The 15,578-nt window shown below is 45.5% G+C and carries 15 protein-coding genes; 6 read left to right on the top strand and 9 right to left on the bottom strand.

The window, feature by feature from the left end; translation table 11 throughout:
* Nucleotides 1-5: 5 nt before the first annotated feature.
* From AC1RNB_RS08100 to AC1RNB_RS08090, 3 genes are read right to left on the bottom strand one after another with little or no spacing between them, the layout of a single operon-like run.
* On the bottom strand, nt 6-995 hold the full coding sequence (locus AC1RNB_RS08100; RefSeq protein ID WP_493082164.1) for a UDP-glucuronic acid decarboxylase family protein: 990 nt from the start codon (nt 993-995) through the stop codon (nt 6-8).
* Between the two features lies 1 nt (nt 996).
* Nucleotides 997-2,307: a UDP-glucose dehydrogenase family protein gene (locus tag AC1RNB_RS08095; RefSeq protein WP_493082163.1), complete on the bottom strand. Its 1,311-nt coding sequence runs from the start codon at nt 2,305-2,307 to the stop codon at nt 997-999.
* 3 nt (nt 2,308-2,310) lie between these two features.
* Nucleotides 2,311-3,441 (bottom strand): DegT/DnrJ/EryC1/StrS family aminotransferase, encoded by a 1,131-nt coding sequence (locus AC1RNB_RS08090; RefSeq protein WP_493082162.1) that lies wholly within the window; start codon nt 3,439-3,441, stop codon nt 2,311-2,313.
* A gap of 123 nt (nt 3,442-3,564) precedes the next feature.
* On the opposite strand from AC1RNB_RS08090, the gene AC1RNB_RS08085 reads away from it, so the two are divergent.
* Nucleotides 3,565-4,830: a 3-deoxy-D-manno-octulosonic acid transferase gene (locus AC1RNB_RS08085; protein ID WP_493082161.1), complete on the top strand. Its 1,266-nt coding sequence runs from the start codon at nt 3,565-3,567 to the stop codon at nt 4,828-4,830.
* Here AC1RNB_RS08085 and AC1RNB_RS08080 read toward each other — a convergent pair.
* Nucleotides 4,803-5,477 carry a DUF8457 domain-containing protein gene (locus AC1RNB_RS08080; protein ID WP_493082160.1) on the bottom strand — a complete coding sequence of 225 codons (675 nt, stop codon included), beginning with the start codon at nt 5,475-5,477 and terminating at the stop codon, nt 4,803-4,805. The two genes, AC1RNB_RS08085 and AC1RNB_RS08080, sit on opposite strands and share 28 nt — an antisense overlap.
* 82 nt (nt 5,478-5,559) lie before the next feature.
* On the opposite strand from AC1RNB_RS08080, the gene AC1RNB_RS08075 reads away from it, so the two are divergent.
* Nucleotides 5,560-6,126 carry a thymidine kinase gene (locus AC1RNB_RS08075; RefSeq protein WP_493082159.1) on the top strand — a complete coding sequence of 189 codons (567 nt, stop codon included), beginning with the start codon at nt 5,560-5,562 and terminating at the stop codon, nt 6,124-6,126.
* A complete protein-coding gene (locus AC1RNB_RS08070) occupies nt 6,116-6,775 on the top strand; it encodes a heme exporter protein CcmB (protein WP_493082158.1) in 660 nt (219 codons plus the stop codon). The genes AC1RNB_RS08075 and AC1RNB_RS08070 overlap by 11 nt, the downstream gene beginning before the upstream one ends.
* 84 nt (nt 6,776-6,859) lie before the next feature.
* Here AC1RNB_RS08070 and AC1RNB_RS08065 read toward each other — a convergent pair whose 3' ends face one another.
* On the bottom strand, nt 6,860-7,630 hold the full coding sequence (locus AC1RNB_RS08065; protein WP_493082157.1) for an AMP nucleosidase: 771 nt from the start codon (nt 7,628-7,630) through the stop codon (nt 6,860-6,862).
* A 47-nt stretch (nt 7,631-7,677) separates the two neighbouring features.
* On the opposite strand from AC1RNB_RS08065, the gene AC1RNB_RS08060 reads away from it, so the two are divergent.
* Nucleotides 7,678-8,151 carry a type I restriction enzyme HsdR N-terminal domain-containing protein gene (locus AC1RNB_RS08060; RefSeq protein WP_493082156.1) on the top strand — a complete coding sequence of 158 codons (474 nt, stop codon included), beginning with the start codon at nt 7,678-7,680 and terminating at the stop codon, nt 8,149-8,151.
* A gap of 162 nt (nt 8,152-8,313) precedes the next feature.
* Here the strand turns inward: AC1RNB_RS08060 and AC1RNB_RS08055 are convergent, their stop codons facing one another.
* The 3 genes from AC1RNB_RS08055 to ccsA form a co-directional block, all read right to left on the bottom strand.
* On the bottom strand, nt 8,314-9,735 hold the full coding sequence (locus tag AC1RNB_RS08055) for a Glu/Leu/Phe/Val family dehydrogenase (RefSeq protein WP_493082155.1): 1,422 nt from the start codon (nt 9,733-9,735) through the stop codon (nt 8,314-8,316).
* A gap of 137 nt (nt 9,736-9,872) precedes the next feature.
* Nucleotides 9,873-10,091 carry a CcmD family protein gene (locus AC1RNB_RS08050; protein ID WP_493082154.1) on the bottom strand — a complete coding sequence of 73 codons (219 nt, stop codon included), beginning with the start codon at nt 10,089-10,091 and terminating at the stop codon, nt 9,873-9,875.
* Nucleotides 10,084-10,767, bottom strand: coding sequence for a cytochrome c biogenesis protein CcsA (ccsA, locus tag AC1RNB_RS08045; RefSeq protein ID WP_493082153.1), 684 nt, complete (start codon nt 10,765-10,767; stop codon nt 10,084-10,086). Before ccsA ends, AC1RNB_RS08050 begins: the two co-directional genes overlap by 8 nt.
* Nucleotides 10,768-10,996: 229 nt before the next feature.
* Between ccsA and AC1RNB_RS08040 the strand changes: the two genes are divergently transcribed.
* Together AC1RNB_RS08040 and queA are read left to right on the top strand one after the other, a co-directional pair.
* Entirely contained in the window at nt 10,997-12,751 is a 1,755-nt protein-coding gene (locus AC1RNB_RS08040) for an ABC transporter ATP-binding protein (RefSeq protein ID WP_493082152.1), read from the top strand.
* Between the two features lie 171 nt (nt 12,752-12,922).
* Nucleotides 12,923-13,972 (top strand): tRNA preQ1(34) S-adenosylmethionine ribosyltransferase-isomerase QueA, encoded by a 1,050-nt coding sequence (queA, locus tag AC1RNB_RS08035; protein ID WP_493082151.1) that lies wholly within the window; start codon nt 12,923-12,925, stop codon nt 13,970-13,972.
* Nucleotides 13,973-14,305: 333 nt separating this feature from the next.
* On the opposite strand, the gene AC1RNB_RS08030 is transcribed toward queA, so the two are convergent.
* A complete protein-coding gene (locus AC1RNB_RS08030; protein ID WP_493082150.1) occupies nt 14,306-15,544 on the bottom strand; it encodes a carboxypeptidase-like regulatory domain-containing protein in 1,239 nt (412 codons plus the stop codon).
* Between the last annotated feature and the right edge of the window lie 34 nt (nt 15,545-15,578).

The following is a 15,578-nucleotide window of genomic DNA, read 5'->3' as shown; positions in this document are numbered from 1 at the left end:
ATCTGTTATTTGTTTTTCAGCGAAATAAATTCCTTGGGTTGTTTAGACCATTCTTCTTTTGGCAGGGATTTAAAATAGGCATAGGTCCTTTTCAACCCCTCTTCTCGGTCAATCTTTGGCTCCCACCCTAATATTTCACGGGCTTTGGTGATATCCGGTCTGCGTTGTTTGGGATCATCAGCAGGCAAGTCTTTATAAATAATTTTTACGGATGAGCCAGTCAGTTTCAACACTTCTTCTGCAAAATCCTTTAAAGAAATTTCATTGGGGTTACCCACATTCACCGGCATACTGTAATCGCTCATCAACAAACGGTAAATGCCTTCTACCAAGTCATCCACATAACAGAAAGAACGGGTTTGGCTACCATCGCCAAATACAGTCAGATCTTCTCCACGCAAAGCCTGGCCTATAAATGCCGGTAGTGCGCGGCCATCATTCAATCGCATTCTGGGACCATACGTATTAAAAATCCGGATGATCCTTGTTTCAACGCCATGAAAAGTATGATAGGCACGGGTGATGGATTCCATGAAACGTTTGGCTTCATCATATACCCCGCGCGGACCTACCGGATTTACATTACCCCAGTATTCTTCCGTTTGCGGGTGAACCAGCGGGTCTCCATATACTTCACTGGTGGAAGCCACGAGGATACGTGCTTTTTTTTCTTTGGCCAGTCCCAGGCAGTTATGCGTACCCAACGCCCCTACTTTCAGGGTCTGTATCGGGATCTTCAGGTAATCGATCGGACTGGCAGGAGAAGCAAAATGCAGGATATAATCCAACTCTCCGGATACATGAATGAATGTAGAAACATCATGATGATAAAATTCAAAATGATCCAGCGGAAAGAGGTGTTCAATATTCCTGATATCACCGGTTATCAGGTTATCCATGCCAATTACATGATATCCTTCTTTGATAAAGCGATCGCAAAGATGCGAACCTAAAAAACCTGCAGCCCCCGTAATTAATATCCTCTTTTGTGCCATATTATTTTGCAATGGGGCGCCCAATACTTTCATAATGGTAACCGAGATCAGAAATATATTTTACATCAAACAGGTTTCGTCCATCGAAAATTACTTTATTCTTCAGGCTACTGTTAATCATCTCAAAATCCGGTGTACGGAACTCGCTCCACTCGGTGGCTATCAACAATGCATCAGCACCGGATAGTGCAGCATACTGGCTTTCTGCATACCTGATTTTATCCCCAACAAGTTTCCTTACATTACCCATGGCTTCCGGATCAAATGCTGTAACGGTAGCACCCGCTTCCAGTAATGCTTCTATCAGGTATAAGGCTGGCGCCTCGCGGATATCATCTGTATTGGGTTTAAATGCCAGTCCCCACAGGGCAAAATGCTTGTCGCTAAGATCTCCGTTAAAATACGCTTTTATCTTAGGCACCAGGTCCAGTTTCTGCAGATCGTTTACGCTTTCCACTGCTTTCAGAATTTTGAAATCATAATTCACTTCTTCAGATGATATGATCAAAGCCTGTACATCCTTCGGAAAGCAACTACCCCCATAACCAATACCGGGAAACAAAAACCGTTTACCGATACGTTCATCACTTCCTATCCCTCTTCGTACCATATCCACGTCAGCACCTAACCGCTCACAGAGCTGCGCTATTTCATTCATAAACGAAATCTTGGTAGCAAGGAATGAATTAGCCGCATACTTTGTCAACTCTGCTGATTTTTCGTCCATAAAAATCACCGGATTACCCTGACGCACAAAGGGCGCATAGAGATCACTCATTACTTTTCTGGCTCTCTCGGAACGGGTACCAACCACCACTCTGTCTGGTTTCATGAAATCATCAACAGCTACTCCTTCGCGTAAAAACTCTGGATTACTCACTACATCAAATTCTCCCTTGTAGTTCACAGCAATAGCCGCCTGCACTTTTTCTGCAGTACCTACCGGCACTGTACTTTTGTCAACAATTACTTTGTAATCCGTCAGCAGTTTTCCCAATTCCGTGGCCACACCCAATACATACCGCAGGTCGGCAGCGCCGCCCTCACCGGGTGGTGTGGGGAGAGCAAGAAATATGATCTCTGCATCCTGTACGCCGGTTGCCAGATCCGTTGTAAACTTCAACCGGTTTTCTTTGAGATTGCGAAGAAAAATCTTTTCGAGACCCGGCTCATATATAGTGATCTCTCCATTAGAAAGCTTTTCTACTTTATCCTGATCAATATCTATGCAAATAACTTTATTGCCTGTTTCTGCAAAACAAGTACCGGTTACAAGCCCTACATATCCCGTTCCAACTACTGCAATTTTCATGTCTTACTGATTTACATAATTCAATACATGGCTGGTAATATATGCCAATTGCTCTTCATCCATTTCTGTATGAACAGGCAATGAGATCACTCTTTCTGTTAACCAATCAGTGGTTGGCATGTCAGTCGTAGTAAGGCCAAAAGATGCAAACATCTGCTGCCTGTGCCCGGGAACCGGATAATAAATCATAGATGGAATTTTCTGTTCAGCAAGATAACTATTCAATCCATCGCGGTCAACACCATGTAAAACAAGTGTGTACTGATGATATACATGATCGCTGTAAGCAGCTACAAATGGCGTTGTAATCTTCTCCGTAACAGCAAATGCTTCATTATAATACGCTGCTACTGATTTGCGCGCTTTATTGTACGCATCCAGATGCGTTAATTTAATTCCCAGTACCGCGGCCTGTATCGTATCCAGACGTGAATTACAACCCACCATCTCATGATAATACCGCTTTTGCTGTCCGTGATTGGCGATCATCTTCAATTTATTCGCCAGTGCTGCATCATTCGTAAAAATAGCCCCCCCATCGCCAAAGGCGCCGAGGTTCTTACTGGGATAAAAAGAAGTGGCTCCAATCGTTCCTATACTACCCGTTTTTTGTACACTACCATCCGCAAAACGGTAATCACAACCGATGGCTTGTGCATTATCCTCAATTACATACAAACCAAATTCGCGGGCAATGGCCATAATCTCTTCCATCGGCGCAGCGTGACCGTACAGATGTACCGGCACAATTGCCTTAGTTCTGGGAGTGATCGCTTTGCGCAAGGCGGCAGGGTCCATACAGAAAGTACGGGGATCTACCTCTACAAAAACCGGTTTCAGTCTTAATAATGCCACTACTTCTGTAGTAGCGATATAAGTAAAAGAAGGCGTGATCACTTCATCTCCCGGCTGCAGATCCAATGCCATCATGGCTATCTGCAAGGCATCGGTACCATTGGCGCAGGGGATCGTGTGTTTTACCCCTACATATTGACTCAGGGCATTGGCAAAATCCTGTACCGGCTTCCCGTTAATATAAGCGGCACTATCCAGTACTTCCTGTATGGCACTATCCACCTCCTTTTTAATCTTCCCGTATTGGGTACGGGTATCCACCATTTGTATCGGCCGCATAAAATTCTGCATTTACGAGCGTCAAAATTACTGCAAAAGGGCTATATCTGCGTACCACAGGTATAAAAGCCATCTGCTGTATAAGCCGTTTTATTTGTTTCTTTACAGTATTAAGCCACCCGTATGCTGCTCTACCGTTTATTCATCTGGCTATACCCCATTATCGCCCGGATTATTGGTCTGGGAAATGCCAAAGCAAGATTATGGGTACTGGGCAGAAAAAAACTATTTGAAAAGCTATCTGCTGCCTTTTATAAAAATCCACACCCGGTCATCTGGATCCATTGCGCCTCGCTGGGAGAATTCGAACAGGGGCTGCCGGTGCTGGAAGGTCTCAAAAAATCATATCCCAACCACCAGATCCTGCTTACTTTCTTTTCTCCGTCAGGGTATGAGATCCGTAAAGATTTTAAGGGCGCCGACCATATTTTTTATCTACCAATGGATTCGCCCCGTCATGCAGACCGCTTTCTGGATATTGTACAACCCTCATTGGTGGTTTTCATCAAATACGAATTCTGGTTTTATTACCTGACCGAGATCCGTAACAGAGAAATTCCCCTGCTGCTGGTATCCGGTATTTTCCGCGGGGATCAACCCTTTTTTACATGGTACGGATCCCTTCACCGCAAAATGCTGGCAACTTTCTCCTGGCTATTGGTGCAGAACGAAACGGCTGCCCAACTGCTGGCATCCATCGGTTATACAAACAATGTGATCATCAGTGGTGATACCCGGTTCGATCGTGTGCTTACCATTGCAGAAAGATTTGAGCCGATCCCGGTGATAGAACAGTTCTGTGGGGCATATCCCACCGTCGTAGCCGGCAGTACCTGGACAGAAGACGATGAAGAACTGGACCATTTTGCCAACACTCGCCCGGAAACCCGCTGGATCATTGCGCCACACGACATTGAACCCGAAAGACTGGAAGAGTGCCTGCAACTCTACAAACATTCCATGCTGTTCTCAGCCTACCGGAATGCCCTCGAAAAAAACGAACCCATCCCTGCAGACCTGAATGTGCTGATCATCGATAACATGGGTATGCTCAGCCGCTTATACCATTACGCCACAATTGCTTATGTGGGAGGAGGGTTTGGAGACGATGGCATCCATAATATCCTGGAAGCCGCCGTATATCAGATCCCCGTTGTATTTGGCCCCGTGTATGATAAATATGCCGAAGCGGAAGAAATGATTGATCAGGGAGGTGCTTTTGTGATTGAAGATGCGCTGGAACTGGAAAAACTGCTGCAGGAATTACTGGAGAAAAAGGAGATGTATGCAACTGCTGCCCGGGCAGCGGGCCACTATGTAAAATCGAAAGCGGGTGCTACAGATAAAGTGCTGAGGCTGATTCAGGAAAAACGTCTTTTAACGAGCTGATCAAAGATTTTCACCGCCTCACTATGATCGGGCCAGCTGAGTTTCACTTTCAGCTCCCGCTGGATCCAGTACTGCGCTTCGGGGTAAATATTGAAGCTGTTAATGGTTTTGATACTTCGCTCATACATATTCTCATCCCCCCTGAATAAGTCATTCACAAACAGGAACCGATCGTTGATGCCGATGGCTTTTTTCAGATCACGGATAGGGGTACCCTGCAAAGCAGCCGCCACTTCTACCCTTTCTTCCTTCAGTTTTTCATTCAGGCTCTCGGTATGGGTAGCTAACAGTGTGTTAAATTCAAATGATTCTTTTTTAACGGTTTGCTTTTCGCTGGTAACGGCGGGCTCCGGACTGGCAGTCTGGTGTAGTAATGTGGGAATTTCTACCGGCATTTCAAACAGCCAGTTAGCAGCCGGTTTTTCTGCTTTTTCCGGAACGGCCTGTTCGGGTTCACCAACCGGCTGAGCGGCATGAACAGATACGGAGGGCAGCACCACAGAAACCTTGCTGCCGCTGGATTGTGCAGACTGGTTGGCCTGTAACTCTGCCAACAGCATCTGCGCCGTTACCGCCAGTTTATCGGTATCAGCCTGCTGTTCAAATTGTTCTTTCAGTTTGTTGATCAACGTGCCCACTCTTTCCATTGGATGTAATACATTTGGGGGTTACCAATTAGTTGGGTTTGCTTAAAGTTACAAACGTTTTCCTGTTTAATTTATTTTACGGATGTTTATTGAACCGAATATATCAGGCGAAAGAAGGGGTTGGATTGAAGTAATCTGCGGAAGTATGTTCAGCGGCAAGACCGAAGAACTGATCCGCAGACTGAAAAGGGCCAAAATTGCCAATCTGAAAGTGGAGATCTTCAAACCTGCCATAGATGTGCGTTACGACGAAAACAATGTAGTGAGTCATGATGCCAACGCCATCCAATCTACGCCTATTGATAACTCCCAGACCATCCTGCTGATGGCGGAAGGGGTAGATGTGGTGGGCATAGATGAAGCCCAGTTCTTCGACGATGAGATCCGCCATGTATGTGAAACACTGGCACTCAGGGGTGTACGCGTAATTGTGGCCGGCCTGGATATGGATTACCTCGGCCGCCCTTTTGGACAGATGCCTTACCTTTTGTCTATTGCCGACTATATCACGAAACTCCACGCTATCTGTATGCGCTGCGGCAATATTGCCAATGTTTCGTTCCGGAAAACAGCCCAGGAAGGACAGGTACTACTGGGCGAGAAAGAGACCTACGAACCCCGATGCCGCAAATGTGCCCATGAGAACTAACCACAGGATATTATCCCTGATGCAGAAAGACCTGCTGCTCGAAACCAGGCAGCAGTACACACTTTATGGTATCCTGCTGTATGTGGCTTCTACCATTTTTGTGGTCTATCTTTCTATGGATCAGCCCGAAGAAAAAGTATGGAACGGTTTATTCTGGGTAATACAGCTATTTGTATGTATCAATGCCGTGGCCAAGAGTTTTTTGCAGGAAAGCAAGGGCCGTATGCTCTATTTCTACTCTATTGCAGGTGCGAGGGATTTTGTATTGTCGAAGTTGTTGTTCAATGCCTTACTGATGGTGGTAATGAGCCTGTTAAGTCTTGCTGTTTTCACCGTATTGCTCGGCAACCCATTGGAAAATGGCCTCACTTTTATATTCATTACCTGTCTGGGAGGCATCAGTCTGAGTCTGGTATTTACTTTCCTGGCGGCTATCGCGGCTAAAGCGCAACAACAAGCAGCCCTGATGGCCATCATGGGCTTCCCCATTATCATACCACAGTTATTGTTGTTGATGAAGATCTCTTCCACCGCTTTCGCATCCGTAATACAGGGTGGCTGGTGGCAAATGGTGGGCTTATTGGCCGGACTCGACCTCATGGTAATCGCGCTGGCCGTTATTCTTTTCCCCTTTCTCTGGAGGGATTAGCAGTCGTGACACTAAAGCGGCCTGAATGCTAATCCCTATAATACTATGCTTATGATACGCTGATATTACATAGAAGAACGTATGCTAAAACCGCAGATGTCTCACCGTCTGACCCTTATTGATCAGTTGTTTCAATGAATCAATCCCGATCTTTAAATGGTTCTCCACAAACTGGGAAGTTACTTTTTTATCGCTCTCCTCTGTTTTCACACCCTCCGGAATCATCGGCTGATCGCTCACCAGCAATAAGGCACCGGTTGGGATCTTGTTATAGAAACCTACTGTAAAAATGGTTGCTGTTTCCATATCAATGGCATAGGCACGCACTCTGGTGAGGTAAGCTTTAAACTCTTCATCATGTTCCCATACCCTACGGTTGGTGGTATATACGGTACCCGTCCAGTAATCTACCTGGTAATCACGGATAGTGGTAGAAATGGCTTTCTGCAAAGCAAAGGCCGGCATGGCAGGTACTTCCGGCGGAAAATAATCATTCGAGGTACCCTCTCCCCTGATGGCCGCAATGGGCAGAATCAGGTCGCCAATTTTATTCCTTCGTTTTAACCCGCCGCATTTACCCAGAAACAAGACCGCTTCGGGTTGGATAGCTGTTAACAGATCCATTACGGTAGCTGCACCCGGACTGCCCATCCCGAAATTGATAATGGTAATCCCATCTGCCGTGGCGCACTGCATGGGTCTGTCAGTGCCCACTACTTTTACGTTGTTCCACTGGGCAAACATGGTTACATAATTGCTGAAATTAGTGAGCAACACATACTTGCCAAAATTTTCCAGTACTTCTCCCGTATACCTGGGCAGCCAGTTATTAACGATCTCTTCTTTTGTTTTCATAATCCGTTGATTTGAGAGATACACATAGGTATCTTTGAAAAAAATAATTGGCTAAATTACAAAAATTAGCCGCTATCACCAAGCCCATGATCCCTGTCAGCTATCCACAACACGATTTCCGTTTTAAAAAAGAGGATGAAAAAGAATGGATCTTCGACAGCTTTCGTAAACAATGGGTCCGCCTTACGCCCGAAGAATGGGTACGGCAGAATATGCTGCAATACCTGGTACAAAACTTACAATACCCCGCTTCCTTAATTGCCGTTGAAAAAGAAATCAGTTTGGGTGAACTGAAAAAAAGATTCGACATTCTCATTTACCGCGAATCAACCCCGTGGATGATCATCGAATGCAAAGAAATGGGCGTACCCTTAAGCGAAGCTGTACTCAAACAGGTACTCAACTACAATATCAGCCTCCGGGCCAGCTATATCATCATCACCAACGGATCAGATACAGCAGGCTTCGACTTACGCAACGGAACAGCAGCCCCCATTACCCGTTTCCCCTCGTTTTCTTAATGCTGGCTCAGCTATTACAAAAAATAAGGTCTACGAATAAGGATCAATGCAAATAAAAAAGCCGCTGCAAAAACAACGGCTTTTTGAAATGATATAGTTAGACGAAAAAAGAACTTCGATATTCGTCTGTTCCTTGTTCGATATTCATCTGTTCATCTGTTCCTATGGGAAGATCCCCAGTTCCGCATACGTAGTGCCCACTTTATTAATGGCACATACATAAGCAGCGGTTCGCATATCAGGAATCTCCGGATTGTTTTTCCAGATCTCCATGATCTCGCGGGTGGCACCAATCATGGTTTCTTCCAGTCCGCTATGCACCAGGTCTATCTCATCCGCACCGTGCATGATCCGGTTACGTTCGCTGGATTCCACTTTTTTTGATGTCAGGCTTTCCATCTGCTCGAGAATTCTTTCGTTCATATTCTCTGTGAACCTTTTCTCCATCCTTCCATAACGTACGTGACTCAGGTTCTTTAACCACTCAAAATAAGATACGGTTACACCACCCGCATTCAGGTACATATCAGGCACTACCAGGATCCCTTTTCTCGCAAATACTTCATCCGCTTCGGGTGTTAACGGACCGTTAGCTGCTTCGCCGATCACTTTGGCTTTTACGCGTTCTGCATTCTCTCCGTTAATCACATTCTCAAGTGCCGCAGGAATCAGCACATCACATTCCAGTTCCAGTGCATCGCCGCTTTTAGCGAGGTTGGTAGCACCTGGAAAGTTCAGGATAGAGCCGGTTGCTTTTCTATGCTGGAACACTTCTTCTTCGTTCAAACCATTGGCATTGTAGATGGCACCTTCGTATTCTGCAATGGATACTACTTTGGAACCATGTTCCCGGAAGAACTTGGCGCAGTGGTAACCCACATTACCCAATCCCTGTACCACAACGGTCTTACCTTCTACCCCTACGGTCATACACTGTTTGGCCATTACATCCGGCATATTCAGTACTTCACGGATGCCGAAGAATACACCCAGTCCGGTAGCTTCTTTACGGCCACGCACACCACCTTGTGTAATCGGTTTTCCGGTAACACAACCGGCTGCATCAATTTCACCGGGTTTCAGTGATTGATAGGTATCTACGATCCATGCCATTTCTCTTTCACCGGTTCCGTAATCAGGCGCAGGCACATCAATACCAGGTCCGATAAAATTCTTCTTCACCAGCTCGCTTGTATAACGGCGGGTGATTTTTTCCAGTTCGTACACACTGTGTTTTCTGGGATTGATCTTGATACCGCCCTTGGCACCACCAAAAGGCACATTCACGATCGCACATTTGTAGGTCATCAGCGATGCCAGTGCCATTACTTCATCCTGGTTCACTTCCTCGCTGAAACGGATCCCGCCTTTACAAGGCGATTTGTGCTGCGAGTGCTGCACACGATACGCTTCAATCACTTCGATACTGCCATCATCCATTTTCACCGGAAAACGCATGCTGTACACACTGTTACAGGCTTTGATCTGCTCCAGCAATCCCTTTTCCCACTTGGTAAACTTTGTAGCTTTATCAAAGCTCTTTTCTACGCTTTGAAAGAAGCTATACGCTTGTTGACTTGACATGAGTAATAGTTTTAATTTTGACTTTATGTAACAGGCAGCATAACTGCCGTTGAGCTTTGTTGAAACTGTTGGGGTGAATTGGCAATGGTCAATGGGCAATAAAGCAAATACTACTATTCACTATTGACCATTCACCATCACAAATTTTTCTCCAATTTACTGATCTTCCTGTCCAGGTTAAATACATACGCGAACAACCCCAGCAATATCGTTACCACAACGGCCACCACTACATAGATCTTTCCATTGCTGCGCATGAGACCTGCAGTATCTTCTGCAACTGTTTCCTGTGCCTGTAAATTTGTGCTGATTACCAGCAACAATATCAGGCTAATCGTTTTTACCAGTTTATTCATGGTTTAATCTTTTATAATTAATCATTTGTACCCGGATCCGTAAAGTAGTGATCCATACACTTAACAACGACCAGCCAATAAAAGCGGGATACATAACTGTGCGCATAGAGTTACTGGTATCTTTCGGATTCAATCCAGGGTTGCCTTCGCTGCCCAATCCGCCTGGATGCAGGCTTTCAGCCAATCTTGGTAGGATCCAGATAGTAGGAAACAGCATGAAAAAAGCAAAAATATTATACACTGCCCCAATCCTTGCCTGTTTCTCTTCATCCTGTAAACTTCCTTTCAATACGAAATAAGCGAAGTAGATCAGTAAGGCAATAGCGGTACCGTTCTGCTTGGCATCACCACTCCAGGCTTTGCCCCATTGAGAATTAGCCCAGATCATGCCGGTAAGCAAGCCCAGCACACCCAACACTGTTCCTGTACGGGCAAACTCAGTAGAATAGATTTCGTCAACGGCATCCTGTTTACGCAAAAAACGGATGGCATATACTACGGAAACCGTAAAACAAACCATCATGGCGAACCACATAGCTACATGAAAAAAAAGATTGCGGATGGTTTCTTTAAGCGGAACACCTGGCGGGGAAGGCACTTCAACCATAAAGCCGTAAGAGCAGGTATACAGGAGTAAAACGAAACTTGCTATCTTCCACCAGGATTTTCGGATCATAAGCTGATTTTTACAGAAACGCTTTATCAGTTTTCAGAAACTAACAATTGTGAGCGCAAAAGTAAGTGAAAGGGCGTCAATAATGGTAGTGTTTGTGTAAAAAATACCTGTTGAAAAGTTATTTTACAGTAACCTGCTTTTTTCGCTGGAAAACCCGTCATTTATAAAAGAGAAGCCCCTCCACCAACAGATTTTAGCTACCCAATCATTTTCCCATTTATCTTTACCCATGCCCCAGCCCCTGCTAACCATCAAGCAACTCAGTATCGATTTTCTGACAGATAGCACCCGCACAAAAGCATTAAAGAATATCAATATATCTGTTTCCCGCGGCGAGTTACTGGCCATTGTGGGCGAATCTGGTTCTGGTAAATCAGTAACCTCCCTGTCCATACTGCAATTATTGCCCGCCCCTCCTGCCATCTATACTTCCGGAGAGATCTTATTGACCTATGGCGATAAAACCCTGGATATGTTGCAGGTACCCCGCGAACAATTACAATCCATCCGCGGCAACCGGGTAGCCATGATCTTTCAGGAACCCATGACCTCGCTGAACCCCGTGCTTACCTGTGGTTTCCAGGTGCGCGAAGCCATTCTGCAGCATAACAAAGTCAGCAACGAAGAAGCTACCCAAAGAACCATCGCATTGTTTGAAAAAGTGCAGTTGCCTGATCCGGCGGGCATGTATCAACGGTATCCGCATCAGTTAAGCGGCGGACAGAAACAGCGGGTCATGATTGCCATGGCCATGAGCTGTGAGCCCGATCTGCTGATCTGTGATGAGCCTACTACAGCACTGGATGTAACCGTGCAGAAAAACATCCTGCAACTGATCCGCGAACTGCAGTTACAGAACCAGATGGGTGTGATTTTTATCACGCACGACCTGGGCGTAGTAGCTGATATCGCCGACCGTGTGGCCGTTATGTACAAAGGAGAAATTGTAGAACAGAACAATGCCTCTGCGCTTTTTACCAACCCGCAACACCCCTATACCAAAGCCTTACTCGCCTGCCGCCCCATGCTGCACCCTAAAGGAGAACGTTTACCGGTAGTGAGTGATTTTATGGAGGTGGACAGTACAGGGAACATAAAAGAAAAGTCTGGAGTTGGGAGTCTGGAGTTAGGAGTGAATACTCAGCGTTTCACGGTAAAACCGGAACCTAACTCACCACTCACTACTCACCACTCACCTCTCCTTTCTGTCAGAAATATCAAAGTCTGGTTCCCCACAAAAAAAACATTTCTTGGAAAAGTAACCGCGTATACCAAAGCGGTAGATGATGTGAGCTTTGACTTATTTGAAGGAGAAACACTCGGATTAGTAGGCGAATCCGGTTGTGGCAAAAGCACCTTAGGAAGAGCCCTGCTGAGATTGATCGATGTTACGAGAGGATCTATCCAATACAAAAATACCGATCTGCTCACAGCTCGCAGCTCACAGCTCACAGCCCTCCGGAAAGATATGCAGATCATTTTCCAGGACCCCTACTCCTCCCTGAATCCCCGCATCACTATCGGCGACGCCATTGCGGAACCTTTGCAGGTACATGGATTGATCTCTCACCGGAAAGAACGAAAAGAGAAAGTGGTGGAACTGTTGGAAAAAGTGAACCTGCTGCCGGAACATTACCATCGTTATCCGCATGAATTCAGTGGCGGACAAAGACAACGCATCGTGATTGCCCGGGCACTGGCTTTGCAGCCTTCCTTTATTATCTGCGACGAAAGTGTGTCGGCCCTCGATGTAAGTGTGCAGGCCCAGGTGCTAAACCTGCTGAACGACCTGAAAAAAGAGTTCGGGTTCACGGCAATCTTTATTTCGCACGATCTGTCGGTGGTGCGGTATATCAGCGACAGGATCATGGTCATGAACAAAGGGCGGATAGAGGAAATGGGATTAGCCGATGAAGTGTACAATCATCCACAAAGTGCTTATACACAAAGACTTATATCTTCTATTCCTGGAATCAGCCGGTAAGATATCCACAGTTATCAGGTGGTGATATTGGTTCAAATTGGCATATTCCCTATCTTATCTTACCTTTGCCGACTTCTGAAATTCATGCCGTAACATGAAGTTAGTGCCTCCTGCCGCTCTGGCGGGACAACAAACTGATTGTGGCTATCATCTTAAAACAGGATTAGACACATGAAATTATCCCAATTCAAGTTTGACCTTCCACTGAACCTGATTGCACAGAACCCGACCAAAAAAAGAGAAGACAGCCGTATGATGGTTGTTGATCGTAAAAGCGGGCATATGGAGAACAGGCATTTCCGCGACATCTTAGAGTATTTCGATGACAAGGATGTATTTGTAGTAAATAACACCAAGGTATTTCCGGCAAGAATGTATGGCCGTAAAGAAAAAACCGGTGCCAAGATCGAAGTGTTTCTGCTTCGTGAACTGAATAAACCCAACCGTTTATGGGATGTGATCGTTGATCCCGCAAGAAAGATCCGTGTAGGCAATAAACTCTATTTCGGCGAAAACGAAGAACTGGTTGCCGAAGTAATCGACAATACCACCAGCCGTGGCCGTACCATCCGTTTTCTGTGGGATGATGATGATGAGAGCTTCAAAAAAATGCTGGAGCATCTGGGAGAAACCCCTCTACCCAAATACATCAAGCGCAAGCCGGATGAAGAAGATAAAGAACGCTACCAGACCGTATATGCCAAACATGAAGGTGCCGTTGCAGCCCCTACTGCCGGTTTACACTTCAGTAAAGAGCTGATCAAACGTTGTGAGATCCTCGGGATCCGTTTTGCAGAAGTTACCCTGCATACCGGCCTCGGTACTTTCCGCCCCATTGAAGTAGAAGACCTGAGCAAACACAAGATGGATGCAGAATACTACGCCATTAACGAACAGGCCTGCAATATTGTAAACAAAGCCAAAGAAACCGGCCACCGCATCTGCTCTATCGGAACCACTACCATGCGTGCCATGGAAAGCAGTTTTACCGCGCAGAAAATGCTGAAACCAAGCGAGGGCTGGACCAACCACTTCATCCACCCACCTTATAAATTCAATGTGGCGGATAGTCTGGTTACCAATTTCCATTTACCCAAAACCAGTCTGCTCATCATGACCTGTGCTTTTGCCGGTTATGACCTGGCGATGGAAGCGTATAAAAAAGCCATCAAAGACAAATACCGTTTCTTCAGTTATGGAGATGCGTTACTGATCATCTGATATAATCATACAAATGAAAAAGGACACAGTACAAACACTGTGTCCTTTTTTATTTCCCTTAGGAGATGATTGAACATGATGGCAAGGATGCGGATTGGAATTTCAAAATGGATCTATATGCTGTACTTCCAGCATAAAACGGCTACCCTTTTTTATTCTCTTTCTCTCTTGTCCTTCTCTTAGCGAAACTTCTTGCACTTTCAGCCATTTCGCTAATAAGCAGGAGTCTTTGTTTCACTAAGAGCTAAAAGAGAGAAAGAGGAAAAGAGGGATCTGCCTGCTTTACTGCAAGTTTGTGAGAAAAATGGCACGCAAAGGAACCAAGTTCCCTTTTCATTTTTTGGGCGAGGGCCAATACTCGTTCGGTAACAGATTCGCGATCTTTTCAGACCAGGCCCAGTAACCGGAAGTGATCAGGTCTGTACCTTCAAAATAATTACCGCTGGCCAGCACCATGATGGGATTGGCAGAGGTTCTGAACAGTTCAGAAGTAAGCAGGATACTCGTTACACCACGTGGCAACATTTTCTGGTATTCGGGTGGGGTTTTCTTTTTGGTATATACTACCTGCAAGTAATCGTTGAATTCCAATCCTACCGTAGCACTATCCAACGCATAAGCAATACTATCTCCAGGCAGAATGGTATTGATGAGTACATTCATTGATTCCGGTTCGTTCATCACTTTGCGGTAATAGGCTGCAGAATCGCGGCGCAGACCGGGCAACTGGCCATCGACCATTACCGTTCCGTTGATAGCAGCATTCACCGCCTGGGCGCGGTACAGGGCCCTTACCCGTTTCTTCTCTGCATCGGGTAATTTGATGAGTTTACGCACTTCAAAATCCTGTTCTACCAGTTTATTGCGGAACAGGCTGCGCATAAAATGCATCACGGAACCATAGTAAGCATCTTCCCGGTTCTCTGCCCATCGTTTCTGTAAACCTTTTCTTTTGGTTTCCATCTCTTCAAATAAGGGATATCCCTGGTATAAAAAGATCCTTGTACCAAAATCGTATTCAAAGCGGGTAAGATCGTATTTCAACACATAGCCCAAAGCCCGGTTCTCGATCACCAGCCGGTCGTTGGCAATGGCTTTCAGTGTATTATTTTTTTTACTGAAACGGAATTTAATCACCTCTTTATTCAACAGTTTACAATCCCTGGAGAAGGCAGAAGTACCGATAAAATTCTCCATAAAAAAACTGCCCCATTTCTCCCAGCCATTCTTTTCATAAGGTTCAACGATCACTTCCTGCAATTCATTGATTTTTGGCTTAAGCAGGATGGTTAAAACTGGCGGTAACTGGCTGGAAGAAAGCGTGATCACCTGTGTTTCGTACCCGATACAGGAAACCACCAGATCGTACCTGCCGGCGGGAAAATTCCGGATGACAAATTGCCCTTTTTCATCGGTAACGGTACCTACGGAACTATTGCTGATATATACGTTGGCCGATGCTACCGGAATTTTATTATCGGACGACAATACCTTTCCTCCCAGATCAACCTGTGCAAATCCCGTTAATGACCACAGCAGAAATCCAATCAGAAGCAGAGGAGCCAACCGCATAACTATAAATTTAGTTATACAATACTACGCTTTT

It is taken from the genome of Sediminibacterium sp. GW821-FHT12F12 (assembly GCF_058806635.1).
This window is presented reverse-complemented; position numbering and strand designations above follow the sequence as displayed.

What these genes read in the sequence shown, in the direction of transcription:
- ccsA (WP_493082153.1), bottom strand. Translation starts at nt 10,767, where the DNA reads ATGATCCGAAAATCCTGGTGGAAGATAGCAAGTTTCGTTTTACTCCTG.
- AC1RNB_RS08075 (WP_493082159.1), top strand. Translation starts at nt 5,560, where the DNA reads ATGTTTATTGAACCGAATATATCAGGCGAAAGAAGGGGTTGGATTGAA.
- AC1RNB_RS08070 (WP_493082158.1), top strand. Translation starts at nt 6,116, where the DNA reads ATGAGAACTAACCACAGGATATTATCCCTGATGCAGAAAGACCTGCTG.
- AC1RNB_RS08030 (WP_493082150.1), bottom strand. Translation starts at nt 15,544, where the DNA reads ATGCGGTTGGCTCCTCTGCTTCTGATTGGATTTCTGCTGTGGTCATTA.
- AC1RNB_RS08100 (WP_493082164.1), bottom strand. Translation starts at nt 995, where the DNA reads ATGGCACAAAAGAGGATATTAATTACGGGGGCTGCAGGTTTTTTAGGT.
- AC1RNB_RS08065 (WP_493082157.1), bottom strand. Translation starts at nt 7,630, where the DNA reads ATGAAAACAAAAGAAGAGATCGTTAATAACTGGCTGCCCAGGTATACG.
- AC1RNB_RS08055 (WP_493082155.1), bottom strand. Translation starts at nt 9,735, where the DNA reads ATGTCAAGTCAACAAGCGTATAGCTTCTTTCAAAGCGTAGAAAAGAGC.
- queA (WP_493082151.1), top strand. Translation starts at nt 12,923, where the DNA reads ATGAAATTATCCCAATTCAAGTTTGACCTTCCACTGAACCTGATTGCA.
- AC1RNB_RS08090 (WP_493082162.1), bottom strand. Translation starts at nt 3,441, where the DNA reads ATGCGGCCGATACAAATGGTGGATACCCGTACCCAATACGGGAAGATT.
- AC1RNB_RS08050 (WP_493082154.1), bottom strand. Translation starts at nt 10,091, where the DNA reads ATGAATAAACTGGTAAAAACGATTAGCCTGATATTGTTGCTGGTAATC.
- AC1RNB_RS08040 (WP_493082152.1), top strand. Translation starts at nt 10,997, where the DNA reads ATGCCCCAGCCCCTGCTAACCATCAAGCAACTCAGTATCGATTTTCTG.
- AC1RNB_RS08080 (WP_493082160.1), bottom strand. Translation starts at nt 5,477, where the DNA reads ATGGAAAGAGTGGGCACGTTGATCAACAAACTGAAAGAACAATTTGAA.
- AC1RNB_RS08085 (WP_493082161.1), top strand. Translation starts at nt 3,565, where the DNA reads ATGCTGCTCTACCGTTTATTCATCTGGCTATACCCCATTATCGCCCGG.
- AC1RNB_RS08095 (WP_493082163.1), bottom strand. Translation starts at nt 2,307, where the DNA reads ATGAAAATTGCAGTAGTTGGAACGGGATATGTAGGGCTTGTAACCGGT.